This is a genomic window from Amycolatopsis sp. NPDC005961, assembly GCF_040629235.1.
Taxonomy (GTDB): Bacteria; Actinomycetota; Actinomycetes; order Mycobacteriales; family Pseudonocardiaceae; genus Amycolatopsis; species Amycolatopsis camponoti.
This window is the reverse complement of record NZ_JBEXVF010000010.1, coordinates 132,694-157,990: the sequence shown is the minus strand read 5'-3', so window position 1 is coordinate 157,990 and position 25,297 is coordinate 132,694. Positions and strand designations below refer to the sequence as shown.

At 69.6% G+C, this 25,297-nt stretch carries 26 protein-coding genes; 10 read left to right on the top strand and 16 right to left on the bottom strand.

Annotated features, from left to right (window positions below; genetic code table 11):
* Window positions 1–28 precede the first annotated feature (28 nt).
* From sufC to ABZ342_RS12045, 4 genes are read right to left on the bottom strand one after another with little or no spacing between them, the layout of a single operon-like run.
* A complete protein-coding gene (sufC, locus tag ABZ342_RS12060) occupies window positions 29–799 on the bottom strand; it encodes a Fe-S cluster assembly ATPase SufC (protein WP_360471811.1) in 771 nt (256 codons plus the stop codon).
* 34 nt (window positions 800–833) lie between these two features.
* The gene (gene sufD, locus ABZ342_RS12055; RefSeq protein ID WP_360471808.1) at window positions 834–2,006 is read right to left on the bottom strand and encodes a Fe-S cluster assembly protein SufD; all 1,173 of its coding nucleotides are present in this window, start codon (window positions 2,004–2,006) and stop codon (window positions 834–836) included.
* 2 nt (window positions 2,007–2,008) lie between these two features.
* Window positions 2,009–3,457, bottom strand: a complete 1,449-nt coding sequence (gene sufB / locus ABZ342_RS12050) for a Fe-S cluster assembly protein SufB (protein ID WP_360471805.1) — start codon at window positions 3,455–3,457, stop codon at window positions 2,009–2,011.
* Window positions 3,454–4,233 carry a metalloregulator ArsR/SmtB family transcription factor gene (locus ABZ342_RS12045; RefSeq protein ID WP_360471914.1) on the bottom strand — a complete coding sequence of 260 codons (780 nt, stop codon included), beginning with the start codon at window positions 4,231–4,233 and terminating at the stop codon, window positions 3,454–3,456. The genes sufB and ABZ342_RS12045 overlap by 4 nt, the downstream gene beginning before the upstream one ends.
* Before the next feature lie 139 nt (window positions 4,234–4,372).
* Between ABZ342_RS12045 and mptB the strand changes: the two genes are divergently transcribed.
* The 6 genes from mptB to ABZ342_RS12015 all read left to right on the top strand — a co-directional run bounded on the left by mptB (window position 4,373) and on the right by ABZ342_RS12015 (window position 10,051).
* Window positions 4,373–6,025: a polyprenol phosphomannose-dependent alpha 1,6 mannosyltransferase MptB gene (gene mptB, locus ABZ342_RS12040; RefSeq protein WP_360471911.1), complete on the top strand. Its 1,653-nt coding sequence runs from the start codon at window positions 4,373–4,375 to the stop codon at window positions 6,023–6,025.
* 6 nt (window positions 6,026–6,031) lie between these two features.
* The gene (locus ABZ342_RS12035; RefSeq protein WP_155542512.1) at window positions 6,032–6,958 is read left to right on the top strand and encodes an ABC transporter ATP-binding protein; all 927 of its coding nucleotides are present in this window, start codon (window positions 6,032–6,034) and stop codon (window positions 6,956–6,958) included.
* Window positions 6,955–7,740, top strand: a complete 786-nt coding sequence (locus ABZ342_RS12030; protein WP_360471803.1) for an ABC transporter permease — start codon at window positions 6,955–6,957, stop codon at window positions 7,738–7,740. Before ABZ342_RS12035 ends, ABZ342_RS12030 begins: the two co-directional genes overlap by 4 nt.
* A gap of 95 nt (window positions 7,741–7,835) precedes the next feature.
* Window positions 7,836–8,030: a hypothetical protein gene (locus ABZ342_RS12025; RefSeq protein ID WP_360471800.1), complete on the top strand. Its 195-nt coding sequence runs from the start codon at window positions 7,836–7,838 to the stop codon at window positions 8,028–8,030.
* An 83-nt stretch (window positions 8,031–8,113) separates the two neighbouring features.
* Complete coding sequence (locus tag ABZ342_RS12020; RefSeq protein WP_155542509.1) at window positions 8,114–9,073, top strand: COX15/CtaA family protein; 960 nt, start codon at window positions 8,114–8,116, stop codon at window positions 9,071–9,073.
* A 48-nt stretch (window positions 9,074–9,121) separates the two neighbouring features.
* Window positions 9,122–10,051, top strand: a complete 930-nt coding sequence (locus ABZ342_RS12015; RefSeq protein WP_360471797.1) for an acyl-CoA desaturase — start codon at window positions 9,122–9,124, stop codon at window positions 10,049–10,051.
* A 307-nt stretch (window positions 10,052–10,358) separates the two neighbouring features.
* On the opposite strand, the gene ABZ342_RS12010 is transcribed toward ABZ342_RS12015, so the two are convergent.
* Entirely contained in the window at window positions 10,359–11,510 is a 1,152-nt protein-coding gene (locus tag ABZ342_RS12010; protein ID WP_360471795.1) for a hypothetical protein, read from the bottom strand.
* 181 nt (window positions 11,511–11,691) lie between these two features.
* Between ABZ342_RS12010 and ABZ342_RS12005 the strand changes: the two genes are divergently transcribed.
* Complete coding sequence (locus tag ABZ342_RS12005) at window positions 11,692–11,853, top strand: hypothetical protein (RefSeq protein ID WP_360471793.1); 162 nt, start codon at window positions 11,692–11,694, stop codon at window positions 11,851–11,853.
* Here ABZ342_RS12005 and ABZ342_RS12000 read toward each other — a convergent pair whose 3' ends face one another.
* A complete protein-coding gene (locus tag ABZ342_RS12000; protein WP_360471791.1) occupies window positions 11,854–12,714 on the bottom strand; it encodes a hypothetical protein in 861 nt (286 codons plus the stop codon). It abuts the gene before it with no gap.
* Entirely contained in the window at window positions 12,711–13,010 is a 300-nt protein-coding gene (locus ABZ342_RS11995; RefSeq protein WP_360471788.1) for a hypothetical protein, read from the bottom strand. Before ABZ342_RS11995 ends, ABZ342_RS12000 begins: the two co-directional genes overlap by 4 nt.
* 93 nt (window positions 13,011–13,103) lie before the next feature.
* Here ABZ342_RS11995 and ABZ342_RS11990 point away from each other — a divergent pair, with 93 nt between their 5' ends.
* The gene (locus tag ABZ342_RS11990) at window positions 13,104–14,072 is read left to right on the top strand and encodes a quinone oxidoreductase (protein WP_360471786.1); all 969 of its coding nucleotides are present in this window, start codon (window positions 13,104–13,106) and stop codon (window positions 14,070–14,072) included.
* A 63-nt stretch (window positions 14,073–14,135) separates the two neighbouring features.
* Here the strand turns inward: ABZ342_RS11990 and ABZ342_RS11985 are convergent, their stop codons facing one another.
* From ABZ342_RS11985 to ABZ342_RS11945, 9 genes are all read right to left on the bottom strand, one after another.
* Window positions 14,136–14,696, bottom strand: a complete 561-nt coding sequence (locus ABZ342_RS11985) for an FKBP-type peptidyl-prolyl cis-trans isomerase (RefSeq protein ID WP_360471783.1) — start codon at window positions 14,694–14,696, stop codon at window positions 14,136–14,138.
* Between the two features lie 10 nt (window positions 14,697–14,706).
* Window positions 14,707–16,950 carry an ATP-binding domain-containing protein gene (locus ABZ342_RS11980; protein WP_360471780.1) on the bottom strand — a complete coding sequence of 748 codons (2,244 nt, stop codon included), beginning with the start codon at window positions 16,948–16,950 and terminating at the stop codon, window positions 14,707–14,709.
* A gap of 61 nt (window positions 16,951–17,011) precedes the next feature.
* Complete coding sequence (locus tag ABZ342_RS11975; RefSeq protein WP_360471777.1) at window positions 17,012–17,842, bottom strand: hypothetical protein; 831 nt, start codon at window positions 17,840–17,842, stop codon at window positions 17,012–17,014.
* A complete protein-coding gene (locus tag ABZ342_RS11970) occupies window positions 17,839–18,327 on the bottom strand; it encodes a hypothetical protein (protein ID WP_360471774.1) in 489 nt (162 codons plus the stop codon). Before ABZ342_RS11970 ends, ABZ342_RS11975 begins: the two co-directional genes overlap by 4 nt.
* Before the next feature lie 12 nt (window positions 18,328–18,339).
* Window positions 18,340–19,257 carry a hypothetical protein gene (locus ABZ342_RS11965; protein ID WP_360471771.1) on the bottom strand — a complete coding sequence of 306 codons (918 nt, stop codon included), beginning with the start codon at window positions 19,255–19,257 and terminating at the stop codon, window positions 18,340–18,342.
* A 3-nt stretch (window positions 19,258–19,260) separates the two neighbouring features.
* Window positions 19,261–19,632: a type VII secretion target gene (locus ABZ342_RS11960; RefSeq protein WP_360471768.1), complete on the bottom strand. Its 372-nt coding sequence runs from the start codon at window positions 19,630–19,632 to the stop codon at window positions 19,261–19,263.
* A gap of 65 nt (window positions 19,633–19,697) precedes the next feature.
* Window positions 19,698–20,315 (bottom strand): hypothetical protein, encoded by a 618-nt coding sequence (locus ABZ342_RS11955; RefSeq protein ID WP_360471765.1) that lies wholly within the window; start codon window positions 20,313–20,315, stop codon window positions 19,698–19,700.
* Window positions 20,312–20,758: a hypothetical protein gene (locus tag ABZ342_RS11950; protein WP_360471763.1), complete on the bottom strand. Its 447-nt coding sequence runs from the start codon at window positions 20,756–20,758 to the stop codon at window positions 20,312–20,314. Before ABZ342_RS11950 ends, ABZ342_RS11955 begins: the two co-directional genes overlap by 4 nt.
* A 41-nt stretch (window positions 20,759–20,799) precedes the next feature.
* Complete coding sequence (locus ABZ342_RS11945; protein WP_155542499.1) at window positions 20,800–21,780, bottom strand: heme o synthase; 981 nt, start codon at window positions 21,778–21,780, stop codon at window positions 20,800–20,802.
* Window positions 21,781–22,073: 293 nt separating this feature from the next.
* On the opposite strand from ABZ342_RS11945, the gene tkt reads away from it, so the two are divergent.
* Window positions 22,074–24,173 carry a transketolase gene (gene tkt / locus ABZ342_RS11940; RefSeq protein WP_360471761.1) on the top strand — a complete coding sequence of 700 codons (2,100 nt, stop codon included), beginning with the start codon at window positions 22,074–22,076 and terminating at the stop codon, window positions 24,171–24,173.
* An 11-nt stretch (window positions 24,174–24,184) separates the two neighbouring features.
* Window positions 24,185–25,297, top strand: a complete 1,113-nt coding sequence (gene tal, locus ABZ342_RS11935; protein ID WP_360471759.1) for a transaldolase — start codon at window positions 24,185–24,187, stop codon at window positions 25,295–25,297.

The window sequence follows — 25,297 nt, the reverse complement described above, 5'->3', positions numbered from 1 at the left end:
TCTCATTCTCGGTGTGTGCTGACGAAAGTCAGACCGCGGCCGGCTCGGGCTTGCCGACGTACTTGACGTAGCCGTTCTCTTCCAGCTCGTCCGCCAGCTCCTTGCCGCCCGACTCGACGATCTTGCCGCCGGCGAAGACGTGCACGAAGTCCGGCGTGATGTGCCGCAGGATCCGGGTGTAGTGCGTGATCAGCATGACGCCGACCTCGCTCGACGCCTTGTAGGCGTTGACCCCCTCGGAGACGACGCGCAGGGCGTCGACGTCGAGACCGGAGTCGGTCTCGTCGAGGATGGCGAACTTCGGCTTGAGCAGCGCCAGCTGCAGGATCTCGTGGCGCTTCTTCTCGCCGCCGGAGAAGCCTTCGTTGACCGAGCGCTCGGCGAACTCCTGCGAGATCTCGAGCTTGCCCATCTCCTCCTTGACCTCCTTGACCCAGTGGCGCAGCTTGGGGGCCTCGCCACGGACCGCGGTGGCCGCGGTGCGGAGGAAGTTGGACATGGACACGCCGGGCACCTCGACGGGGTACTGCATGGCCAGGAACAGGCCGGCGCGGGCGCGCTCGTCGACGCTCATCTCGAGCACGTTCTCGCCGTCGAGCAGCACCTCGCCGGAGGTCACCTGGTACTTGGGGTGACCGGCGATCGCGTAGGACAGCGTGGACTTGCCGGAGCCGTTGGGGCCCATGATCGCGTGCGTCTCGCCCGACTTGATGGTCAGGTTGACGCCCTTGAGGATCTCCTTGGCGCCTTCGTCGGTGTCGACCGAGGCGTGGAGGTCCTTGATTTCGAGGGTAGCCATGTCTTTTCTTTCCTGAAGTCTGTGGTGGACGGCGTCAGGCGCCAACGGCTTCGAGCTCGGCCTCGATCGCGGCTTCGAGGCGCTCGCGCACCTCGGGGACGTCGATCTTCACCAGGATCTCGTGGAAGAACCCACGCACGACCAGTCGCCGCGCGGCTTCTTCGGCGATCCCGCGCGACTGGAGGTAGAACAACTGCTCGTCGTCGAACCTTCCCGTCGCGCTCGCGTGGCCGGCGCCTTCGATCTCGCCGGTCTCGATCTCGAGGTTCGGCACCGAGTCCGCGCGCGCCCCGGGCGTGAGCACCAGGTTGCGGTTGAACTCGTAGGTGTCGGTCGACTCGGCCGCGGCGCGGATCAGCACGTCACCGATCCAGACCGTGTGCGCGCCCTCGCCCTGCAGCGCGCCCTTGTAGCCCACCCGCGACTTGCAGTTCGGCACCGCGTGGTCGACGAAGAGGCGGTGCTCCTGGTGCTGGCCACCGTCGGCGAAGTAGACGCCGAGCATGTCGACGTCGCCGCCCTTGTCGGTGAAGGTCGCCGTCGGCGAGACGCGGACCAGGTCACCGCCCAGGGTGATCACGGTGTGCCGCAGCGCGGCGTCGCGGCCCAGCTTCAGGTGCTGCTCGGAGACGTGCACCGCGTCGTCGGCCCAGTCCTGGACGCTGACCACGGTGACCTTGGCGCCGTCGCCGATGACGAACTCGACGTTGTCGGCGTAGGTGCCGGCGCCGACGTGGTCGAGGACGACGACGGCTTCGGCGAACGCCTCGGCGCGAACCTGCAAGTGCCCGTAGGCGACCTGGTCCACACCCGGGCCGTGGATGCGCAGCACCGACGGCTTGGACGCCTTGGTCTCCTTCGGCACCGTCACGACGGTGGCCTTGGTGAACGAGGAGTAGGCCTGGGCGGCGATCCGGTCGCTCGGGACGCCGGCCTGGCCCAGCCGCGAGTCGTCGCGGCCGACGGTCTCGATGGTCAGCTCGGGGGCGGCGTCGGCTTCGAGGGTGATCTCGCCGGTGGCGACCGCGCTGCCGTCGTGCAGGCCGCGCAGCCGCTTCATCGGCGTGAAGCGCCAGTTCTCCTCACGGCCGCCCGGGACCTCGAAGGCCTCGACGTCGTAGGAGGTGAAGCGCTCCGCGCGGGAGGCGGCCGGAATGACCGCCCCCTCGCGAAGAGCTTCGGAAACGTTGTTCTCGGTAACCGACATGACTAGCCGACGGACCCTTCCATCTGGAGCTCGATCAGGCGGTTCAGCTCGAGCGCGTACTCCATCGGCAGCTCGCGCGCGATGGGCTCGACGAACCCGCGCACGATCATCGCCATGGCCTCGGCCTCGTCGAGACCGCGCGACATCAGGTAGAACAGCTGCTCTTCGCTGACCTTCGACACCGTGGCCTCGTGGCCCATGGACACCTCGTCGTTGCGGATGTCCACGTACGGGTACGTGTCCGAGCGCGAGATCGTGTCCACCAGCAGCGCGTCGCAGACGACGCTGGAGCGCGAGTGGTGCGCGCGCTTCGCCACGCGGACCAGGCCGCGGTACGAGGTGCGGCCGCCGCCGCGCGCCACCGACTTCGACACGATCGTCGAGGAGGTGTACGGCGCGAGGTGCTCCATCTTGGCGCCCGCGTCCTGGTGCTGGCCTTCGCCCGCGAACGCGACCGAGAGGACCTCACCCTTGGCGTGCTCGCCCATGAGGAAGACCGACGGGTACTTCATGGTCACCTTGGAACCGATGTTGCCGTCGATCCATTCCATGGTCGCGCCCTCTTCGCACTTGGCGCGCTTGGTGACCAGGTTGTAGACGTTGTTCGACCAGTTCTGGATGGTCGTGTAGCGGCAGCGGGCGCCCTTCTTGACGATGATCTCCACGACCGCCGAGTGCAGCGAGTCGGACTGGTAGATCGGCGCCGTGCAGCCCTCGACGTAGTGCACGTAGGCGTCTTCGTCGACGATGATCAGGGTGCGCTCGAACTGGCCCATGTTCTCGGTGTTGATCCGGAAGTAGGCCTGCAGCGGGATGTCCACCTTGACGCCCTTGGGCACGTAGATGAACGAGCCGCCGGACCACACCGCGGTGTTCAGCGCGGAGAACTTGTTGTCGCCGGCCGGGATGACCGAGCCGAAGTACTCCTCGAACAGCTCCGGGTGCGTCTTGAGCGCGGTGTCCGTGTCGAGGAAGAGCACGCCCTGCTTCTCGAGGTCCTCGCGGATCGAGTGGTAGACGACCTCGGACTCGTACTGGGCCGCGACACCGGCGACGAGGCGCTGCTTCTCCGCCTCGGGGATGCCCAGCTTGTCGTACGTGTTCTTGATGTCCTCGGGCAGGTCTTCCCAGCTCGCAGCCTGCTTCTCGCTGGAGCGGACGAAGTACTTGATGTTGTCGAAGTCGATCCCGGAGAGGTCCGCACCCCAGTTGGGCATGGGCTTCTTCTCGAAGAGCTTGAGCGCCTTCAGTCGCGCTTCGCGCATCCACTCCGGCTCGGACTTCTTCCCGGAGATGTCGGTGACGACATCTCCGTTCAGCCCGCGACGGGCGCTGGCGCCCGCTTCGTCGGAGTCGGCCCAGCCGAACGCGTACTTGCCAAGGGACTCGATGGTCTCTTCCTGGCTCAGTGGCGCGGTGGTGGGAGTGCGCTGCTCGGCAGCGGCAGTCATGCGGGTTTCCCTCCATTCGGGATCCGTGCTGTGCGCCCAGAGGGCACCGTGCTTCCCGGCTCGGGATGGGCCGGGTTGTTCCCCGTCGTGACGGGAACGTGGGTGGTGCACGCGGAGTCACCGCGTGCGATCGTCGCCAGCCGCTGGACGTGGGTGCCCAGCAGCTCGGCGAACGCCTCCGTCTCGGCCTCGCACAGCTGCGGGAACTCCGCGGCCACGTGGGCGACCGGACAGTGGTGCTGGCAGAGCTGCGCTCCGACGTTCCGGGTGAGCGCGGGCGCGCCCACCTGACGGGTCGACGCAGCGTAGCCCTCCCTGGTCAGGGCGGTGGCCAGGGCCTCCGCGCGCGCCGCCGGATCACTCGATCCAGTGATCGCGGAACGGTGCGGCCCGACGAGCTTCTCGATGCGCTGCTCGGCGAAGGCGCGTACGGCGTCTTCGCCCGCGTGCTCGGCGAGGAAGCGGATGGCGGAGACGGCGAGGTCGTCGTAGGCGTGCCCGAACCGGGCGCGGCCGGGCTCGGTCAGCAGGAAGAGCTTGGCCGGGCGACCCCGCCCGCGGGGCCCGCGGCGGGGCGCGTCGCGCGTCTCGGCTTCGCCGTCCGCGAGAAGAGCGTCCAGGTGCCGGCGGACGGCCGCGGGGCTGATCCCCAGCTGCTCGGCGACCACGACGGCGGTCATGGGACCCTGTTCCAGGAGCAGCCGGGCGACCTCGTTGCGGGTCTTGCCCTCGGCACTGACCTGCGACGGGACAGCGTTGACCACGGCGCGGGGCATGTCGCCGCCCGCCGGATCACCCGCCTCCGTCTTTTTCACAACACAAGTGTGTCTTATTTCCCGGCGGTCGGCAAAGGCGGGGTGTCCGGCAGTGACCCGACTCACTCGAAGACGGCCCCGATACCCTGCACCCGTGGCAGTGGGTGAGCAGGACCAGCAGGCGGCGGTGATCGCAACGGACAGTACGCATCCGGTGACGCTTTCGCCCGTCCGGCCCCTCGAACCCCTCCCCCTCGAAGCCGAGGAGCTGCGCGGGCTGAACGTCGTGCGCCGGTTCGGCACGGTCGGTTCGCTCTTCCTCGCGCTCGGCTCCCTCGGCGCCGGCGCCGCCCCGGTGATCAACCCGGTGCAGGAGATCCCGGTGCTGCGGCTGTTCACCCGGATCCCGACGGTGTCGCTGGCCATCGCGATCTCCGGGATGGGCATCCTCGTGCTCAGCTGGCTGATGCTCGGGAAGTTCGCCCGGCCCGACCGCGCCCGACTCGCGTCGCAGGGCCAGCTCGCGCGCACGATCGCCCTGTGGGTGCTGCCGCTGCTGGTCATCCCGCCGCTGTTCTCCCGCGACGTCTACAGCTACCTCGCGCAGAGCGAGATCGTGCACCGCGGCATGGACCCGTACGTCCTGGGCCCGGCGCAGGCCCTCGGCGTCGCCGACCCGTTCACCGCGGGCGTGTCGAACATGTGGCGCGAGACGCCGGCGCCGTACGGGCCCCTGGTGCTGCGCCTCGGCGGCTGGCTCGCGCCGCTGGCGGGCAACAGCATCGCCGTCGGGGTGCTCCTGCAGCGCGTGCTCGCCCTGGCCGGCGTGGTCCTCATCGTCTGGGCCCTCCCCCGGCTGGCGCGCCGCTTCGGCGTCCAGCCCGCGACGGCCCTGTGGCTCGGCGCCCTGAACCCGCTGCTGATCTTCCACTTCGTCGCCGGCGCCCACAACGACGCGCTCGCCATCGGCCTGATGCTCGCCGGGCTCGAGGTGGGCATCCGGAAGCTGCCGATCCGGGTGAAGGGCGACACGCCGCCACCACTGGCGCACGGCGAGCTGCTCTACATCGGGCTCGGGGTGGCGATCATCACCCTGGGCGTCGCGGTGAAGCTGCCCGCCCTGTTCGCGTTGCCGTTCTTCGCCGTGATGGTCGCGCGACGCTGGCACGGCCGCCTCAAGGACCTCTTCTTCGCCGGCGCGCCGATGGCGCTGTGGTTCGGCGTCGTGCTCGTCGTCGTCTGCTTCGGCACCGGCCTCGGCTTCGGCTGGGTCGGCGCGACGTTCGACACCCCCGGCCTGGTCCGCTCCTGGATCTCCCCGACCGCCGAGCTGGCCAACCTCTCCGGCGTCCTCGGCATCGCCCTCGGGCTCGGCAACCACACCAACGCCCTGGTGCCGATCCTCGGCGCGCTCGGCTACCTGGTGGCCGTCGCCATCACGTTCAAGTTCCTGTGGGACAGCTTCAAGTGGCGCTACCGGCCGATCATCGGCCTCGGCGTCTCCCTCGGCGCGGTGATGATCCTGCAGATCAACCTGCAGCCCTGGTACGTGCTGTGGGCGGTGATCCCCCTGGCGGCCGCGGCCGGGACGTCCCGCTTCCGGGTGGCCGCGGCGGTGCTGTCCGCCGCCCTGCCGTTCCTCCTCCCGCCCACCGGCAGCACGTTCGACGGCCGCCCGTACGTGCTGCCGTTCGCCTACGTCGCGGCGATCGTCGTGTGCGGCGGCGGGATGCTGATCGTGCGCCGGCTCGCTCCCGTCTTGCTCTCCAGGCCGTCCCCGCGGGTGCCCGCGCGGGCCGAGCCCGTATCGTGACCCGATGTGAGTGCCCCCGCCGTCGAGATCACCGGGCTGGTCAAAAGCTACGGCTCCACCCGCGCGGTCGACGGTCTCGACCTGCGGATGGAGCGCGGCAGCCTGCTCGCCCTGCTCGGCCCGAACGGAGCAGGCAAGACCACCACCGTCGAGATCTGCGAAGGCTTCCTGAAGCCTGACGCGGGTTCGGTGCGCGTGCTCGGCCTCGACCCCGTGCGCGAGTCCGCCGCGCTGCGCCCCCGCGTCGGGATCATGCCCCAGGGCGGCGGCGCCTACCCCGGCGTCCGCGCCGACGAGATGCTCGGGCTGGTGGCGTCCTGCGCGGCCTCCCCGCTGGACCCGGCCTGGCTGCTGGAGGTCCTCGGCCTGGCCTCGTCGCGGCGGACGCCGTTCAAGCGCCTGTCCGGCGGGCAGCAGCAGCGGCTCTCGCTGGCGTGCGCGCTGGTCGGACGGCCGGAGCTGGTGTTCCTCGACGAGCCGACGGCGGGCATGGACCCGCAGGCCCGGCGGCTGGTCTGGGACCTGCTCGGCGCGCTGCGCCGCGACGGCGTGTCGGTGCTGCTGACCACGCATCTGATGGAGGAGGCCGAGGCGCTGGCCGACACGGTGGTGATCGTGGACCACGGCAAGGTCGTGGTCTCCGGCGCGCCGCAGTCCCTGACGGTCGACGAGAGCGGCAACGCGGGCCTGCGCTTCAAGGCGCGCACGCGGCTGGACACGGCGCTGCTGACCGCGGCGCTGCCGGAGGGTTACGCGGTGCGCGAGTCGGCGCCGGGCACGTACGTCGTGGTGGGCTCGGTCGACCCGCAGGTCGTGTCGACGGTCACGGCGTGGTGCGCGCAGCAGGGCGTGCTGCCGGAGGAGCTGCAGGTCGGCAAGCGGACGCTCGAAGAGGTCTTCCTGGAGCTGACCGGACGGGAGCTGCGGGCATGAGCGTGTTCGAGCCCGGTGTTTTCGTTCCGGCACCCGGACGGGGGTCGCTGGGCCGGATGGTGCGCACCCACGCGAAGGTCGAGGCGAGCCTGACCCTGCGCCACGGCGAGCAGGTGCTGCTGACGCTGCTGATCCCGCTGGCGCTGCTCATCGGGTTGTCGCTGCTGGACATCCTGCCGGCGTCTTCGGTCGGTTCGACGTCCAAAGTGGACTGGATCACCCCGCGCATCCTGGCGCTGGCGGTGATGTCGTCGGCGTTCACCGGCCAGGCGATCGCGCTGGGCTTCGACCGGCGTTACGGAGTGCTGAAGCGCCTTTCGGCGACGGCGTTGCCCCGCTGGCTGCTGGTGGCGGGCCGCCTCGCGGCGGCGCTGGTGGTCGTCGTCCTGCAGTCGGTGATCATCGGGGTGGTGGCGGCGTTCCTGGGATGGTCGCCGTCGTTCTCGGGCCTGGCTTCGGCCGTGGTGCTGCTGGTGCTGGGCACCTTGGCCTTCGGCGCGCTGGGCGTGCTCCTGGGTGGGGCGCTGCGCGCGGAAGCCGTGCTGGCGCTGGCGAACATCGTCTGGTTCGTGCTGCTCCTGGCGGGCGGCATCCTGCTGGCGCCGTCGTCGCTGCCCTCGGGGTTGGCCCGGGTGGTGGAGCTGCTGCCGTCGGGAGCGCTGGCCGAAGGCATGCGGTCCGCTCTGGTGGACGGTTCTTTCGCGCCCGGGCCCATGCTGGTCCTGGCAGTGTGGGCAGTGCTCGCGGGAGCGCTGGCTTCCCGCACCACGAAGCTCACCTGAGTCCGATCGGGTCGGGTAGAAGTGACCTCACGGACCGCGCGCCGTCCTGGGAAGGTCGTCCGGACCCGCAACCGGACCCCAGGGAGCAGTTCCACATGGTTTCGAAAACCCGCGTCTTCCTGATCATGCTGCTCCTGCTCGTGGTGGCGATCGGCGCGATCATCCTCTTGGTGAAGGTGGACGCGGGAGCGTTCTGGATCAGGACGGTTCCCCTCGCCGTGCTGGGCTTCGGTGCGGTCATCGCGCAGTCGATGGGCTTGTTCCAGAAGAAGGCCAAGAAAACCGAGTGACCTAGGTCCCTTGCGCCCGGCACGCCGTTCTGGGCGCCGGGACCTGCCGAAAGCCACGTTTCCCGGCGCTCTACCATCGATGGGTGCCGTTCACCAGCCTCGTCGCCCGCCTGCCGTATCCCTCCGCCACCGTGCAGCGGGCCGTCGGGATCGCCGCGGTCCTCGCGCAGGCGCTGATCGGCGTCACCGGCTCCATCGTGCGCGTCACCGGCTCGGGCCTCGGCTGCCCGACCTGGCCGCAGTGCGTCGCCGGCAGCCTGGTCCCGGTGGACCACCCCGGCATCCACGCGCTCAACCAGTGGATCGAGTTCGGCAACCGGATGCTGACCGGCGTCGTCATCGCCGTCGCCGCGGTCGCCGTCATCACGGCCTGGCGCGTGCAGATCGACCACCCGAGCCGCACCCGCCTGGTCAAGCTGGCCTGGACGATGCCCGGCGGCGTCGTGCTGCAGGCCGTCGTCGGCGGGATGACCGTGCTCGCCAAGCTCGAGTGGTGGACCGTCGCGATCCACTTCCTCGCCACCACTCCCCTGGTCTGGCTCGCGGTCCTGCTGCTGCGGGCGTTCCGCGAAGGCGACGAACCCGCCCGGCCGCTGGTGCCCGGCCGCTCGGTCCTGGTCGCGCTGGCCGTCGTGATGTGGCTGGTGCTGGCCGCCGGCACCACGGTGACCGGCGCCGGCCCGCACAGCGGCGACATCAACACGCACCGCCTGGCCGTCTCGGTGGAGACCCTCGCCCAGGTCCACGGCGGCCTGCTCGTGCTGTACATGCTCCTGCTCGCGGTGTTCGGCCTGCAGCTGCTGCGCGCCGGCGCGCCGAAGAGCCTGTGGCAGCGCTACATCGCGGTGTGGGTGGTCGCGCTCGCGCAGGGCGGGCTCGGCTCGCTGCAGTACGCGCTGGGCGTGCCGGAGGCGATGGTGTCGTTCCACGTCCTCGGCGCGATGGCGGTGATCATCGCGACGGCGACGCTGTGGACGGGCAGCCGCGACCGCGGCCCGGCCGTCTCGCTGACGGCGGCGCCTAAGGAACTCGCCACCGCCTGAGCAACCGCCGGTCACACCGCCTTAACTCGCACCGCATAGGGTCTGCGCATGACGACGCGCTCCGCGCCCAAGCCGCTCATCTCCCACCGCCGGGGGACCGGCGAGATGCTCGTGCTGAAGACGTTCCTGCTGGTGCCGTTCGCGGCACTCCTCGTCGCGGTCCCGCTGGTGTGGGGCTGGGGCATGACGTGGATCGACCTGGCGCTGGCGGCGGTGTTCTACGTGTTCGCGACGCTCGGCGTGACGGTGGGTTACCACCGCTACTTCACCCACGGCGCGTTCAAGGCGTCCCGGCCCCTGCGGGTGGCGCTGGCCATCGCGGGCAGCATGGCGGTCCAGGGCTCGGTGATCTTCTGGGTGGCGAGCCACCGCCGGCACCACGCGTTCGCCGACCGCGAGGGCGACCCGCATTCGCCGTGGCTGTTCGGCACATCGCCGTCGGCGTTGCTGCGCGGGTTCTGGCACGCGCACATGGGCTGGATGTTTTCCCGCGAGGTGACCAACGCGGACCGTTTCGCGCCGGATCTGGTGGCGGACGGGGATCTGCGGGTGGTCAACCGGTTCTTCTGGCTGTGGATCACGCTGAGCCTGGCGCTGCCGGCTCTTCTGGGCGGCCTGCTCACATGGTCGTGGTGGGGCGCGGTGACGGCGTTCTTCTGGGCCGGGTTGGTGCGGATCGCGTTCCTGCACCACGTGTCTTGGTCGGTGAATTCGATTTGCCACCTGATCGGGGAAAGGCCGTTCGCTTCACGCGACAAGGCGGCGAACTTTTGGCCGCTGGCGGTACTTTCGATGGGCGAGAGCTGGCACAACTCGCACCACGCGGACCCGACTTGCGCGCGGCACGGGGTGTTGCGGGGGCAGGTGGATATTTCGGCTCGGGTGATCCGGACTTTTGAGCAGCTCGGGTGGGCCACCGATGTCCGGTGGCCGCGGGCTGATCGGCTGGCCGCCAAGCGGGTAACCGCGGAAGCTTAATTGGCCCACGAAGACACGATCGAGCAGCTGAGTTCCTCGATCGTGTCGACCGCTTCCCCTCTACCGTGAGTCGAATTTTCGATCAGCCGAAGGAGACTCACGGTGAAGAGCGGTAACTACTGGCGCAGGGCAATTGCCGCGGCAGCGTTGGTTCTCGCACTGGGCGGAGCGACCGCCCCGGCGTCGAGCGACCACGAATCGACGAGTCCCACCGTTGTCGTCGTCGCAGGTGGCGGCGGCGGCAACACCGGAAACTGACCAGTTCCACCAGGATCGATCTCTCGTGACCGAGGTGGCTCCACATCGGTCACGAGGATTTCCACCTGAACGCCACCCCGTAGCTCTCCCGCGGATGGCACCCCTCGAGAAAGGTGTGCTGGACGAAACCGTCTCCGACGGGAAGCAGATGCGGATCACCCTGCGACGGCCGGCACGTCCGTTCGAATTCGAGTTGCTCCGCGTACCACCAACACGCCTCGGGTAGCTGATTCGCGTCGAAGTTGAGCTGGATCGTCAAACCCCCGGGTGCGATCCCGTGGTGGTCGACGGCTACATCGAGCCACCGGCGTTCTTCCTCCAAGTGCCCGTCCAGCGCCTCGGAGACGAAGTCGTACCGCTCGCCTTTCCGAAGCGTCCTGCGAAAGCGCAACGAGACCACCGCCGGGTCGCGGGGTGAAGCGGCCACACGACACGCCCACAGAGCCTTCACCGGCAGGTCTCCCTGGGCATGCTTCCAGCCGGTGCGTGCATGGACGTTGTAAGCGTCGACGCCGTCCTCACAGGCGACAATGGCACGTTCGGTGATGCGACGCTGCACCGTCCGGCGGTGCATCACCGCCCGGACGAGCATGCGTTCCACGAACACCGGCTGTGCCCCTTTCGACGCCGCCCGGGCTCGCCAGCTGACACACCCCGCGTTCGTGGCCTCCACCGCCCCGCGGCCGATGTCGATGTAGGGCTGCCAATCCGCCCCTTCCAGCGACCCCAGTTTCCCCGTCAGCGACGCGGCCAACGCCTGGAGCGCCCACCGCCAAGCTTGGTTCATCGGCGTCGTGGTGGTGGGCGGCGGGTCGCCGAAGACGCGGGGAAGCACCATCAACTGCCGGAACCGATCACCCAGCTTGGTCTTCCAGACGGTGCCGCCCGGCGCCGGCGGCACCCGGAACGCCGCCATCAGGGTGACGCGGCGGCGGTCGTTCCCGGCCGAGCCGATCTCGTCGACGAGCAGACCCCAGATCGCGAACGCGCGCGACTCGGTCCCTTCGGCCGACAGCGACGCTGTCCGCTCTACCAGTGAGCGGAGCACGTCCGCCGACTCGCTCGCCGGCTCGTCGATCGCTTCCCGGAGAAATCGAAGCGGCTCCCCGTCTTTGCGGGTCGCCAGCCAGCGCAGCGCGGCTTCGACCTCGGCGGGCGAACGCGCCTCGCTCGCCGGTCCACAGTCCGTCCGGATGGTCACGGCATCCTCCGCTACTCCCACGAAGATCGACAACTGCCGAACTTCTGCGAGCAACGGTGAAACTGCGATGACAACCCTTCGACAACGAGAAACCGACCTCGGAAACAAAAGATCATTTCCGGACCGGCTCGCTGCCCGTCACCATTGCCCCGTACTAGTACACCGATAAAGGGGTAGCACAGTGACCAAGGGCAAGACAAGGGAACCCACTCCGGGCCGCGGCCTCCGGGAATTGATCAAAGTCGGCCTGAGCGGGATCGGCGGGCTTTATCTGATCACCGGCTCGATCGCCGTGACCGCGATCGGTGCGGTCGTCGCCCTCGCGCTGGCCGCCGTGCGATGACTACGCCAGCTGCTGCCGCACCGCCGAAGCGAATCGCAACGCCGCCGACTCGTCCGCCTGACGGAAGCCCAGCGACGGTTCCGTCAGCTCCAGCTCCAGCAGCAACGGCTTCCCGTCCGCACCGCGGACCACGTCCACCCGCGCGTACAGCAGCTCGGCCCGCAGGATCCCCAGCAACGCCGACGCCGCGTCCAGCATGTCCTCGGCCAACGCGACCGCGTCGGCGGGCGGCGAAGCCGGAGCCAGCTTCTCCGACAGGTACAGCCCCGACGAGTCCACTTCGGACCCCAGCATCGCGCTCTTGGTGAACGCGTGCGAGTAGAACCCGCCGATATACACCAGAGCCAGCTCACCGGAAGTGTCCACACTGGACTGGTACGGCTGGATCAGCGCCGTGTGGCCCTCGGCGTGCAAGGTCGCCACGTGCGCGGAGGCGTCCTCACCGGCAGCGAACCGGGCCGCGCCGCGGGAACCCGCGCCCACCGAGGGCTTCACCACGAAGTCCGAGGACGGGAAGCGTGCGTCGTCGCCCGGCGAGACCAGCGTTGTCGGGACCACCGCCAGACCCGCGTCGAGCAGCTCGACCAGGTACGACTTGTCCGTGTTCCAGCGCACGACCGCCGCGGAGTTGAAGAGAGACGGAACCGACTCGCACCACGCGAGGAACTCCGGGCGCCGCGACGGGTAGTCCCACGTCGCGCGCAGGATCACCGCGTCGGCGTCCTCGAACGCGGCGTCCGCGTCCCACGCTGCCCACGACACCGAGAAGCCCAGCGACTCCAAAGCAGGCACCAGAGCGTCGTCGTCGCCGTCACCCGTGGGGAGCTCCGCGCAGCTGGCCAGGATCGCTGTGCGGTTCACCGGCTGGCCATCTTGCGGCGGTGCTCCGGGCCGATCTTCGTCGCCTTGACCGTCTCCGCGTCCCACGTCGCCGGGGAGAGGTCCTCGACCGCCTCGATCAGGGCCTCGCCGGTCGCCACGGACGGCACCACGACGTCGCCGAGCGCGCCGTCGGCTCCTACCAGCACCACACGCGCGCCCGCGCGGCCGATGTTCTCCACCACCGCGCGGGACGGCTTGCCATGCGCCTTCACGAACTTGCGCGCCGCGCCCAGCTGCGCGCTGGTCGGCGAAACAGTCTCTTCGGAATCAGACACGTCCCGAACGATAACCAAAGACGCGCCGGAACGCGGAACAGCGTGGCGTCGGCCATAGTTGTGCGTGGGAGAAACCCGACCCCAGGAGGACGCATGCCCACCGCAGTGCAGGTGACGAAGACCGGCGGCCCGGAAGTGCTCGAAGCGGCCGAAGTGGACGTCCGCGCCCCGGAGGCCGGCGAACTGCTGGTCGACGTCGCCGCGGCCGGCGTCAACTACATCGACACCTACCAGCGCCAGGGCATCTACCCGATCGACCTGCCGTTCGTGCTCGGGCTCGAGGGCGCGGGGACGGTCGTCGAAGCCGCGCCCGGGACCGGGTTCGAGGCCGGCGACCGCGTCGCCTGGCAAGGCGACCTCGGCAGCTACGCCGCGCGCAAGGTCGTCCCCGCGTCGATCGCCGTGAAGGTACCCGAAGGTGTCTCGCTGGAGACGGCCGCCGCGACCATGCTGCAGGGCATGACCGCGCACTACCTGGTCGCGTCGACGTTCGAGGTCAAGCCCGGCCACGACGTGCTGGTGCACGCGGCCGCGGGCGGGGTCGGCCTGCTGCTGGTGCAGCTGGCGAAGGCGCGCGGCGCCCGCGTGATCGGCACTGTGTCGACCGAGGAGAAGGAGAAGCTCGCCCGTGAGGCCGGCGCCGACGAGGTGATCCGCTACGACCGGGACGACTTCGCGAAGGTCACCCGCGAGCTGACCGGCGGCGAGGGTGTCGACGTCGTGTACGACGGCGTCGGCAAGGACACCGTCGACGGCAGCCTGGCCAGCCTCAAGATCCGCGGCCTGCTCGCGCTGTTCGGTGCGGCCAGCGGCCCGGTCCCGCCGATCGACCCGCAGCGCCTCAATTCCGGCGGCTCGCTGTACCTGACCCGCCCGACGTCGGCGCACTACACGCGCAGCCGCGAGGAGATCGACTGGCGCTCGAAGGAGCTGTTCGACGCGATCCTGGCGGGCGACCTCACGGTCCGCATCGGCGGCAAGTACCCGCTCGCGGACGCGCGCAAGGCTCACGAGGACCTTCAGGGCCGCCGCACGACCGGCAAGCTCCTGCTCATCCCGTAAAGCCGTGAAGGTCGCGTTGAGGGACTTCGATTCCCTCAACGCGACATTCACGGACCGAGCGGCTCAGGCCGGGACCGAAACCGCGTCGGTGACGAAGACCAGCGTCTCGTTCGGCTTGATGCCGCGGCCGCCCTCGCCGTACGCGAGGTCCGGCGGGATGATCAGCAGGCGGCGGCCGCCCTGCTTGATGCCCTCCAGGCCCTTGTCCCAGCCCGGGATGACCTCGCCCGCGCCCAGGTTCAGGTCGAACGTCTCGCCGCGGTCGAACGAGCTGTCCAGCTTCTTCTTGTCCGACCACGTCACCAGCAGGTAGTTCATCTTCAGCTGCTGCCCGGCCTTGGCCGCGCCGCCGGTGCCCTCGGACAGGTCCTTCGTGATCAGCTTCTTCGGCGGGTCGCAGTCGTCGGGGATGGTGATGGTCGGCACCTCGCCGAACTTGCCCGTCGTCTTGATGTCGTCCGCCGTGCACTCGCGGCCCTTGCTCTGGGGCGCCTGGGCGGCGTCCGACGACGGCGGCACGGACGGTCCCGCCGGCGCGGCCGTCTGGGTCTTGGCGGCCTGGCCGCACGCGGCCAGCGACAACGCCGCCGCGGCGGTGACCACGATCTTCCCGATCTTCTGCATGCCGGGCACCCTAGCCAAGCACGGAGAGTGCCGGGACGTCGTCACCCGTGGCGACCACGCCGAGCCGCCGCGTAGCGCGTGTCAAGGCCACATACAGGTCGTTGAGCCCGCGCGGCGAACCCGAGACGACCTCGTCCGGCGCGACCAGCACCACCGAATCGAACTCCAGGCCCTTCGCCCGCTCGACGGTCAGCACGCTCAGCCGCTCGTCGTGCTCCGACAGCCACGACGACACCTCGTCGAACCGGGCCGCGGGCACCAAGACCGCCACCGTCCCACCATCCACTTCGGACAGTTCACGCTCGACCAGCCCCGGCAGCTCCGAGGCCAAGGACGAAGGCCGCGCCGACCACGGCGCCACCCCGGTCTCCCGCACCGAGGACGGCGCCGACAGCGTCGGGTCGACCTCGGCCAGCACCCGGGCCGCGACCGCCATGATCTCCGCGGGCGTGCGGTAGTTCACGGTGAGCTGCTCGAGCCGCCACCGGTCCGCGACGTACGGCGAGAGCGCCTCGCCCCATGACCGCGCTCCCCCGGCCGCACCCGTCTGGGCGACGTCCCCGACCAGCGTCATCGACCGGTTCGGCGAACGCCGCATGAGCAGCCGCCAGTCCATCGCCGACAGCTCCTGGGCCTCGTCGACGATCACGTGCCCGAACGTCCAGGTCCGGTCCTGCGCGGCGCGCTGGGCCGCGGTTAGCTCGCTGCGCTCCACCTGGCGCTCGGCGAACAGCTCGGCGTCGAGGACGTCGGAGACGCGCAGCAGCTCCTCGTCGATGATCTCCTCGTCCTGTTCGAGGATGTCGAGCACGCCCTCGGCGTACGCGCGGTCTTCGCGCTCACGGCGTTTGCGCTCGACGCGGGCCTCGGTGTCGTCGACGCCGATCAGCTCGGCCAGCTCGTCGAGCAGCGGCACGTCGGCCGGCGTCCACTTCGTGTCGCGGCCGCTCTCCAGCAGGGCGCGGTCTTCGGGCGAAAGCAGCTTCCGGGCCGCGCCGGAGAGCCGTTCGCGGTCGGCGAACAGGTCGTCGAGCACGCCTTCCGGGGTCAGCACCGGCCACAGCGCGTCGATGGCGGCCGTGACGTGCTCGTCCGCGGCCAGCTCGGCGCGGATGTCCTGCAGGTCCTGCCCGTCGAGGAGGTCGTCGCCCAGCTTCCGGGCGGCCTGGCGGGTCAGCGCGTCGAGGACGTCGGAGACGAACAGCCGCCGCGCCGGGTTGTGCGGCCGCCGCGACCGGCGGGCGCGGGTCCGGGCGTCGGTGCACGTCTTCCGGTCCAGCCGCAGCACGTCGTGCTCGTACTCGATCTCCATGACGGGCTCGGGCACGCGCTGGCGGTCGCGGACGGCGTTGGCCAGCACCTCGGCCATCACGAGCCGGCCCTTGACCTCGGTGGTCTCGCGCGGCTCGACGCCGTCGGCGTCCAGGCCCGGGTAGAGCTGCCCGACGGTGGCGAGCAGCACGCCGGTCTCGCCGAGCGACGGCAGCACCTGGCCGATGTAGCGCAGGAACGTGCTGTTCGGCCCGACGACGAGCACGCCGCGGGTCGTGAGCTGCTGGCGGTGCGTGTAGAGCAGGTAGGCCGCGCGGTGCAGCGCGACGGCGGTCTTGCCGGTGCCGGGCCCGCCCTGCACGACCATGACGCCGCCCAGCGGCGCGCGGATGATGCGGTCCTGCTCGGCCTGGATGGTCGCGACGATGTCGCTCATTTCGCCGGTGCGCCGCTGTTCGAGGGCGGCGAGCAGCGCGGCCTCGCCGGCCAGCCCGAGGTCCTGGCCCTGGTCGGCGGCGGTGAGATCGAGGATCTCGTCGTCGAAGCCGGTGACCTTGCGGGTCAGCGACCGCAGGTGCCGTCGCCGCCGCACGCCGTCGGGCGAGGCGGCGGTGGCGAGGTAGAAGGGGCGCGCGACGGGCGCCCGCCAGTCGACGAGCAGCGGCCGGTAGTCGTCGTCTTCGTCGAACAGCCCGAGCCGGCCGATGTAGGTGGTCTCCTCGGCGTTGCCGGGGACGAAGTCGAGCCGCCCGAAGGCCAGGCCCTGCTCGACGGAGCCGAGCTGGGCGAGCCGGTCGGTGTAGAGGGTGGTGGCGACGTCGCGTTCGGTGCGGGCCTGCGGGGTGCCGCCGGTCTGGCGGAGGGTGTCGTCGAGGCGCCGCTGGGCCTCGGCGCGTTCGGCGTCGAGCTTCGCGTAGAGGGTGGTGACGTACGCCTGCTCGCGGGCGAGCTCGGCGGTGAAGCCGTCCGAGGACACGGACAAGAGATCCTGCTTTCGCCTCAAGGAAAAGAGCCAGCAGAGTTTAACGACCCCGGCTCCGGGATCATTCCGCCCCGAGGGCGCAGTACGGGTAGACCTCGGTGCGAGCATCATCACCTGTGACAGGCCCACCGACGGACGGAATGACCCAGGTCTCCCGCTCTCCTGGTGAGCAGGACGGGCTGGACGGAACTTGCCGCTCGACGACGATGTCGTTGCCATGGGTGTCCTGGAAGGTGAGCGGCATGCCGGCCGGACCGCTGTCACCTCCGATGATCCGCCCGGCGGGATCACGGAAGAGCGCGACGGTGGCGTGGCTGTCCAGAGCCCGGCAGTTCGTGGACGTCTCCCGATAGTGGACGTCGACGTAGGCCGGATTGTCCGGGTAGTAGCGCAGAGTCCGGAGATAGGTCGCGTTCACCGGGCCGAGGCTGCCCACAGCGGTAGGCGGCAGCCAGGCGTTCGGTCCCACGGCGGTCTCGACGGTGACCACGGTCGTGTCCCGCGCGTAGGTGCCTTTCCCGGCGCCGATCCGCTGGCCGGGCAGGAGGACGGGAATCTCGCCGGCCGCGACTTCGCGGAGTTCGTGGTGCGCGGCGTCGAACAGCCGGAACTTCACCGGAACGCGGTAGGCGACGTCGGTACCGGCGTTTTCCACGACGGCGCCGAGACTGACCAGCCCAGACGGGCTTTGACTGAATCCCTGGTCGACGACCTTGATCCCGCCACCGGACGTGGACGAGCTGGCGGTGACCCGGTCGGGGATGTCGACGGGGATGTCACAGCTGTCGGCCGGCCGGGATCCGGTCCAGGGCAGTTTTCCGCCCGCGGCCAGGACGATGGCGGCCAGGAGAACGACCGCGCCGGCCACCGGGAGCACGAGATTCCGCTTCATCCGTAGAACCGCGTCCTCAAGGCGCTGACCTTCGCCAGGTAGTCCCGGATCAGGATGATCACAGCCTCCTTGGCGCGCGCGGCGAACTGCTCTTCGGTCAACTTCCGGACCGTGCCGGGCTCGATCTCGACCGTGATCTCCTGCATGCCGACGCACGTGATGGTGATCCGGCCGTCGCTCGACCTTCCGCCTGCCTCGATCTTCGACCGCTCGTCGAGGAACTCGTGGTCCCGCTCGTCGTGTGGAGTGATGTCGAGGGCCGACTCGTCGATCGCCGCCCGGTACTGCCGCAACCAGCCCGCGTAGACCAGGCGCGCCAGCGCTGCCAGCGAGCGCTCGAGCCCGCGTTCATCGGCGAAGTCGTAGACGCTTTCGCCGAACGTGATGGTGATGTCCGTGCGGTCGCGCAGCTCGGCTTCGATGTCGGTGCCGGGCGCCCGGACCCGCACCCGGATGGCGTCGAGCCGGTCGGCGAGTCTTCCCATGTGCACGTCCCCCTAGCCCGACTCGCCGAGGCCGCCGGTGCCGGTGAGCCCGCCCTGCGGCAGCGAAGCGAGAGCGGGACGGGCGGCGACGAAAAACGGCTCGGTGGTCGCCAGGAGGTCGGTCACACCCGTCACTTTTTCGGCGATGAAAGCTTCCGCCTTCTCGACGACCTTCGTCAGCTGATCGATTGCCGCCTTCATCGAGTTGATGATCTGCAGTGCCGTCTCGCCTCCACCCTTGGGCGGATCCGACAAGCTGTCCGGTGGCAACGTCGCCCCGACCTGCGCTGCCGCACCGACCACGCTCAGGAGGAGCGGGGCCGCAGCACCCTCGGTCGCGACGGTGAGGATGGCGGCAGCCGTGGCCCCGATCGAAGACAACACGGTGAAGGTCACGTTCCACGTGTTCTTGTCGCAGCACTTGTTGTCGAACGCGTCCATCGTGGCGTGCGCGATCTTGTCGATGTCGTCCCGGGTCTTCGACCACATCGCCTGGTGAGCCTCCAGCGCCGCTTTGAGGATCGCCGTGAGGATGAACTGGTTGGCCGAAATCGCCGGGAACGGGTCGAGGAACTTCTGCTTGAACTGCATCGCGGCCTGTCCCGACCAGTCCTGGAGGTAGTCGCTCGCCGTGTGGATCTTCTCCAGCGTGGGGTTGGCCAGGTAAGGGTTCTTGTCGATCGGGTCCTGGTCGATGTGGCCGCCGGACAGGTCGTGCATCGCGGCGGACAGGTCGTCGATCATCGGCTGGTAGCCGGCCGGGTCGGGAATGCGCGAAAACGGTTTGAACAGGGGCTCGATCACTTGCTGGTAATAGCCGTCGACCCCTTGCCGCGCGTACTCCGGCTCGGTCTCGTGCTCGTCCAGGGCCCGTTTGATCGCCAGGAACTTGATTTCGCTCGCGTGGGCCATCAGCTCGTCGAAGCTCACACGTCACCGCCCCGGCGTCGGCTCGCCGCGTTCCGCGATGAGCTTGTGCAGCTGGTCCGCGGCCGTGCGATCGGTCGCCGCGTACATCTCGGCGGCCTTCGCCAGGGCCGCGGCGGTGTCGTTCAGGTTGGCCTGGGTGTCCGTCATGAACTTCGCCGCCGCGGTGTGCAGCCCGATCCAAGCCGCGTGCACGGGCCCGAGTGCGCTTCCGCCGAAATGGTCAGGTCGTGTCATCGCGCCGTCCAGCCCGGACCTCGCCCGGCCGTACTTCCCGACGACGTCGCCGTATACCGCCGACACTGAGGGCAGATCGTCTTTGGCGACCACGAGCATCCGGTAGAGATCGGCCGCGAGGTCGACTCCGTGATCAGGCATGCACCCTCCCCGAGTAAGCCCAACCCGGGGAGTCTCTCACAGTGTTCGCGAGTGCACCGAGAGTTTCAGAAAGCCGCCAGAGCGCAGTACGGATAGACCTCACTGCCGGCCGCGACGACGACCGGAAGTTCCTTCTCCCCCACCGCGCACGACACGCTCGCCGCCGGCAGTTGCTCGCCGCCGGTGAGCCGACCGTTCGCGTCCCGGTGGAGAACAGCCGCGCCGTGGCTGGTCAGCGCCCGGCAGTTCGCCGAGTGGTAGCGGACGCCGCCGGGGACGACCGTCGCTGTCACCGGGGTGAAGCCGCCGAGGGACTCCGGGGGCAGCCACGTCGCCGGGCCCGGCTCGGGCCGGTCCAGGGCGATGCCGATCCGCTCCCCCGGCAGCAGCAGCGGCATTTCCACCGTCCGGGCGCCCGACGTCAACGGAATCCGGTAAGCAGCCAGGGTGCTCGTGTTCTCCAGCACCGCCGCGCCCGGGCCCTGTTCGGCGACTCGCACGACACCGCCGTCCGGGGCCGGGCCGGGAACCGCCGTGATCCGCGACGGAATCGCGCAGGCGGTGCCGAGGAGCGAGTTCGTGTCGAGCGACACCTTCCCGCGGCCGATGAACGCCAGCAGACCGAGAACCACGACGGCCGCCAGCACGGCCAGGACCCGGTCCTTGCCGAGGCGCGGCATCATGGCTTGCTCGAACTCGAGACGCTGTAGAGGTCACCGGCTTGCCCGTAGTAGGCGCCCGCGACCACGGAGACCAGGATCCCCGCGTCCGGCTGCCGGTACGTGCGCATCTCGTCCGGGTCCGGCGGATAAGGCACCTCGTCCAGCCGCACGCCCCGCGCGGCGAGCAGCGCACTGACTTCGGCGAACGGCACCGGACCGTCGAAGGGGCCGTAGCGATCGCGCACCAGGAGGTTGATCATCTCGGGGTCGCGGTACCGGAGCCGGTGCGCCTGCACCGAGAAGTGTGTCCCCACCCACGGGTGCCCGGGACCGGGACGCTGCCAGAAGAACTCGGCCAGGCCGTGGTCGCGCCCCAACGTGTGCTTCGAAGGGTTGTCGCCGTAGTCGTCGCCGAGCAGTGAAGCCACTCGCTCGGGTGACCAGGTGTGGTCGGCCCCGAGCACGGTGCCCGACTCGATGACGTCGGCGAAGAACTCCGCCGGGCTCAGAACGGCAGGCCGAGGGTCGGCAGGCCGATGGCCGAGTCGACCGCCAGCGCCACGAACACGATCATCAGGTACGTGTTGGACCGGTGGAACAGCGCCATCGGCTTCGTCTCTTCGCCGCGCCGCACCGCGGCCTGCAGGCTGTGCGCGTAGAAGAGGAACCAGCCGCCCGCCAGGATGGCGAACGTGCCGTACAGCCAGGACGTCACCGGGAGCAGCAGCAGCGTCCACGCCACCATCACCCACGAGTAGATGACGATCTGCTTGGCGACGTGCTGGGCGGTGGCCACCACCGGCAGCATCGGGACGCCCGCGCGCTCGTAGTCGTCGCGGTACTTCATGCCCAGCGCCCACGTGTGCGGCGGCGTCCAGAAGAAGATGACGCCGAACATCACGAACGCCGGCCACTGCACGGTGCCGGTGACGGCGGCCCAGCCGATGACCACCGGCATGCAGCCCGCCGCGCCGCCCCAGACCACGTTCTGCGACGTGCGCCGCTTGAGGCCGAGCGTGTAGACGAAGATGTAGAAGAGGATCGTGGCCACGGCCAGCACGGCCGACAGCAGGTTGACCGTGAAGTAGAGCACCACGGCCGACGCGACGCCCATGACCAAGCCGAAGATCAGCGCGCCGCGCCGCGGCACCGAGTCCTTCACCAGCGGACGGCGCTTCGTGCGGTTCATCACCTTGTCGATGTCCGCGTCGATCACGCAGTTGAGCGCGTTCGCGCTGCCCGCGGCCATCGTCCCGCCGACCAGCGTGGCCAGTACCAGCCACGGCGAGGGGATCTGACGGCCGGCGAGGAACATCGCCGGGATGGTGGTCACCAGGAGGAGCTCGATCACCCGCGGCTTCGCCAGCGCGGCGTAGGCGCCGACGACCTGGCGGATGCTTCGCCGGTCACCGTGCGGTCGCTCACCGGTCGGGTGCACGGCGCTGGTGTCGTCACTGCGTCCGTGCGCAGCGTTCACCAACGACATTTCACTCCCTGAGTCAGGTTCGGGCGGGCCCGATGCCGGAGGCGTGTGGTGCCGCTGAAACCCGCCGGTGTGAACCCTCGAACGATGTTAGACGTGGTGAATCCCGTGGGTGATCGCGGGTCTGGAACGGGTCCAAGCACTAGGCTGGCCGGGACGGGCCGCGATTGCCCCTGCGCACGGCCGCGAGCAGGAATATCGTCCCTTCGGGATCGATTGAGATAGATGTCCGTGCGCACGGGTAACCGGAACGAGCAAGACCAGCCGCAACCATCATGACCGGGAGTTGGAGTTCAGTGTCCGATACCGCCCCTACCAGCGAGAACAACCCACTCCTCCGGCGTAACGTCCCCGCCGACTGGACCGACACCGACACCCGCGCCGTGGACACCGTCCGGGTGCTCGCCGCGGACGCGGTCGAGAACTGTGGCAGTGGCCACCCCGGCACCGCGATGAGCTTGGCGCCGCTGGCCTACACCTTGTTCCAGCGCACGCTGCGGCACGACCCGAACGACCAGAACTGGCCGGGCCGCGACCGGTTCGTGCTGTCGGCCGGCCACTCCAGCCTGACGCTGTACATCCAGCTGTTCCTCGCCGGCTACGGCCTCGAGCTCGAGGACCTCAAGCAGCTGCGCAAGTGGGGCTCGAAGACCCCGGGCCACCCGGAGTACCGCCACACCGACGGCGTCGAGACCACCACCGGCCCGCTGGGGCAGGGCCTGGCGAACGCCGTGGGCATGGCGATGGCCGCCCGTCGTGAGCGCGGCCTGCTCGACCCGGACACCGCGCCCGGCGAGAGCATCTTCGACCACTACATCTACGCGATCGCGTCCGACGGCGACATCGAAGAGGGCGTGACCGCCGAGGCGTCGTCCATCGCGGGCCGCCAGGAGCTGGGCAACCTGATCGTCTTCTGGGACGACAACAAGATCTCCATCGAGGACGACACGAACATCGCCCTCTCGGAGGACACCGTCGCGCGCTACGACGCCTACGGGTGGCACACCCAGGTCGTCGAGGGTGGCGAGGACGTCGTCGCGATCGAAGAGGCCATCAAGAACGCGAAGGCCGAGACCGGCCGCCCGTCGTTCATCGCGGTGAAGACCGTGATCGGCTACCCGGCCCCGAAGAAGATGGGCACCGGCAAGGCGCACGGCGCCGCGCTGGGCGCCGAAGAGGTCGCCGCGGTCAAGAAGGTCCTCGGCTTCGACCCGGAGCAGTCGTTCCAGGTCGAGGACGACGTGATCAAGCACACCCGCCAGGCGCTCGACCGCGGCAAGGCCGCGCACGCCGAGTGGGACGGGAAGTTCGAGGCGTGGGGCAAGGCCAACCCGGAGCGCAAGAAGCTGGCGGACCGCATGTCCACCCGCACCCTGCCCGAGGGCTTCGCCGACAACCTGCCGAAGTGGGAGCCGGACGCCAAGGGCGTCGCCACCCGCAAGGCCTCCGGCGAGGTGCTCAACGCGCTCGCCGAGCCGCTGCCCGAGCTGTGGGGCGGCTCCGCGGACCTCGCGGAGAGCAACAACACCACGATGAAGGGCGCCGACTCGTTCGGCCCGGAGAAGGCTTCCACGGACATGTGGAAGACCAGCCCGTACGGCCGGACGCTGCACTTCGGCATCCGCGAGCACGCCATGGGCTCGATCCTCAACGGGATCGCGCTGCACGGCGGCACCCGCCCGTACGGCGCGACGTTCCTGATCTTCTCCGACTACATGCGCCCGCCGGTCCGGCTGGCCGCGCTGATGAAGGCGCCGGTCACCTACGTGTGGACGCACGACTCGATCGGCCTCGGCGAGGACGGGCCGACGCACCAGCCGATCGAGCAGCTGTCCGCGCTGCGCGCGATCCCGGGCCTCAACGTCGTCCGCCCGGCGGACGCCAACGAGACCGCGTACGCGTGGAAGGCCGTGCTGGAGGACATCCACCACCCGTCCGGCCTGGCGCTCACCCGCCAGAACGTGCCGGTGCTCGAGGGCACCAGCGCCGAGGGCGTCGCCAAGGGCGGGTACGTCCTGGCCGATTCCGACGGCACGCCGGACGTCGTGCTGATCGGCACCGGCTCCGAGGTCCAGCTCGCCGTCGAGGCGAAGAAGGTCCTCGAGGCCGACGGCGTCAAGGCGCGCGTCGTCTCGATGCCGTGCGTCGAGTGGTTCGACGCGCAGGACGCGGCCTACCGCGAATCCGTCATCCCGGCCGGGGTGAAGGCCCGCGTGTCCGTCGAGGCGGGCATCGCCCAGTCGTGGCACCGCTTCACCGGTGACGCCGGGGTGAACGTTTCGATCGAGCACTTCGGCGCCTCCGCCGATGCCGCCACACTGTTCCGTGAGTTCGGGTTCACCACGGAGGCAGTCGTCGACGCGGCTCGCCGCTCGATCGCCAACACCAAGAACTGAGAGGGACATAGATGAGCACCGACAAGCTCGCGCAGCTGTCCGAAGCCGGCGTATCGATCTGGCTGGACGACCTCTCGCGTGAACGCCTGACCACCGGCAACCTCGCGGCGCTGATCCGCGACAAGCACGTCGTCGGCGTGACGACCAACCCGACGATCTTCGCCAACGCGATGTCCAAGGGTGACGCCTACGACGAGCGGACGAGGGAGCTCGCCGCCCAGGGCGCCGACGTCGAGGCGACCATCCGCGACCTGACCACGACCGACGTGCGCAACGCCGCGGACCTGTTCCGGGACGTCTACACCGCCACGAACGGTGTCGACGGCCGCGTCTCGATCGAGGTCGACCCGCGCCTGGCCAAGGACACCGACCGGACGGTCGCCGAGGCCCAGGACCTGTGGAAGACCGTCGACCGGCCGAACACGCTGATCAAGATCCCGGCCACCGAAGAGGGCCTGCCGGCGATCACCGCCACGCTCGCCGAGGGCATCAGCGTCAACGTCACGCTGATCTTCTCCGTCGAGCGCTACAAGAAGGTCATCGAGGCCTACTTCGCCGGCCTGGAGCAGGCGAAGGCCAACGGTCACGACCTGCGCGGCATCCACTCGGTGGCGTCGTTCTTCGTGTCCCGCGTGGACACCGAGATCGACAAGCGCCTGGAGGCCATCGGCTCGGACGAGGCGCTGGCCCTCCGCGGCAAGGCCGCCGTCGCCAACGCCCGGCTCGCCTACGCGGCCTTCGAGGAGCTTTCGGCCACGGACCGCTGGAAGGCCCTCGCGGCCGACGGCGCCAACGCGCAGCGCCCGCTCTGGGCCTCGACCGGCGTGAAGAACCCGGACTACTCCCCCACGCTCTACGTCGACCAGCTCGTGGTGAAGGACACCGTCAACACGATGCCGGAGAAGACCCTGGACGCGGTCGCCGAGCACGCCGAGATCACCGGTGACCAGGTTTCCGGCCGCGGCGCCGAGGCGCAGGAGGTCTTCGACCAGCTTTCGGCGGTCGGCATCGACATCACCGACGTGTTCGTCGTCCTGGAGAACGAGGGCGTCGAGAAGTTCGAGAAGTCCTGGATCGAACTGCTCGAGACCGTCAACGGCCAGCTCGAAAAGGCGAAGGGCTGA

Coding starts and splice junctions, on each gene's coding strand:
- sufC (WP_360471811.1), bottom strand. CDS start 799: ATGGCTACCCTCGAAATCAAGGACCTCCACGCCTCGGTCGACACCGAC.
- sufD (WP_360471808.1), bottom strand. CDS start 2,006: ATGTCGGTTACCGAGAACAACGTTTCCGAAGCTCTTCGCGAGGGGGCG.
- sufB (WP_360471805.1), bottom strand. CDS start 3,457: ATGACTGCCGCTGCCGAGCAGCGCACTCCCACCACCGCGCCACTGAGC.
- ABZ342_RS12045 (WP_360471914.1), bottom strand. CDS start 4,233: ATGCCCCGCGCCGTGGTCAACGCTGTCCCGTCGCAGGTCAGTGCCGAG.
- ABZ342_RS12030 (WP_360471803.1), top strand. CDS start 6,955: ATGAGCGTGTTCGAGCCCGGTGTTTTCGTTCCGGCACCCGGACGGGGG.
- ABZ342_RS12025 (WP_360471800.1), top strand. CDS start 7,836: ATGGTTTCGAAAACCCGCGTCTTCCTGATCATGCTGCTCCTGCTCGTG.
- ABZ342_RS12015 (WP_360471797.1), top strand. CDS start 9,122: ATGACGACGCGCTCCGCGCCCAAGCCGCTCATCTCCCACCGCCGGGGG.
- ABZ342_RS11990 (WP_360471786.1), top strand. CDS start 13,104: ATGCCCACCGCAGTGCAGGTGACGAAGACCGGCGGCCCGGAAGTGCTC.
- ABZ342_RS11985 (WP_360471783.1), bottom strand. CDS start 14,696: ATGCAGAAGATCGGGAAGATCGTGGTCACCGCCGCGGCGGCGTTGTCG.
- ABZ342_RS11975 (WP_360471777.1), bottom strand. CDS start 17,842: ATGAAGCGGAATCTCGTGCTCCCGGTGGCCGGCGCGGTCGTTCTCCTG.
- ABZ342_RS11970 (WP_360471774.1), bottom strand. CDS start 18,327: ATGGGAAGACTCGCCGACCGGCTCGACGCCATCCGGGTGCGGGTCCGG.
- ABZ342_RS11960 (WP_360471768.1), bottom strand. CDS start 19,632: ATGCCTGATCACGGAGTCGACCTCGCGGCCGATCTCTACCGGATGCTC.
- ABZ342_RS11955 (WP_360471765.1), bottom strand. CDS start 20,315: ATGATGCCGCGCCTCGGCAAGGACCGGGTCCTGGCCGTGCTGGCGGCC.
- ABZ342_RS11945 (WP_155542499.1), bottom strand. CDS start 21,780: ATGTCGTTGGTGAACGCTGCGCACGGACGCAGTGACGACACCAGCGCC.
- tal (WP_360471759.1), top strand. CDS start 24,185: ATGAGCACCGACAAGCTCGCGCAGCTGTCCGAAGCCGGCGTATCGATC.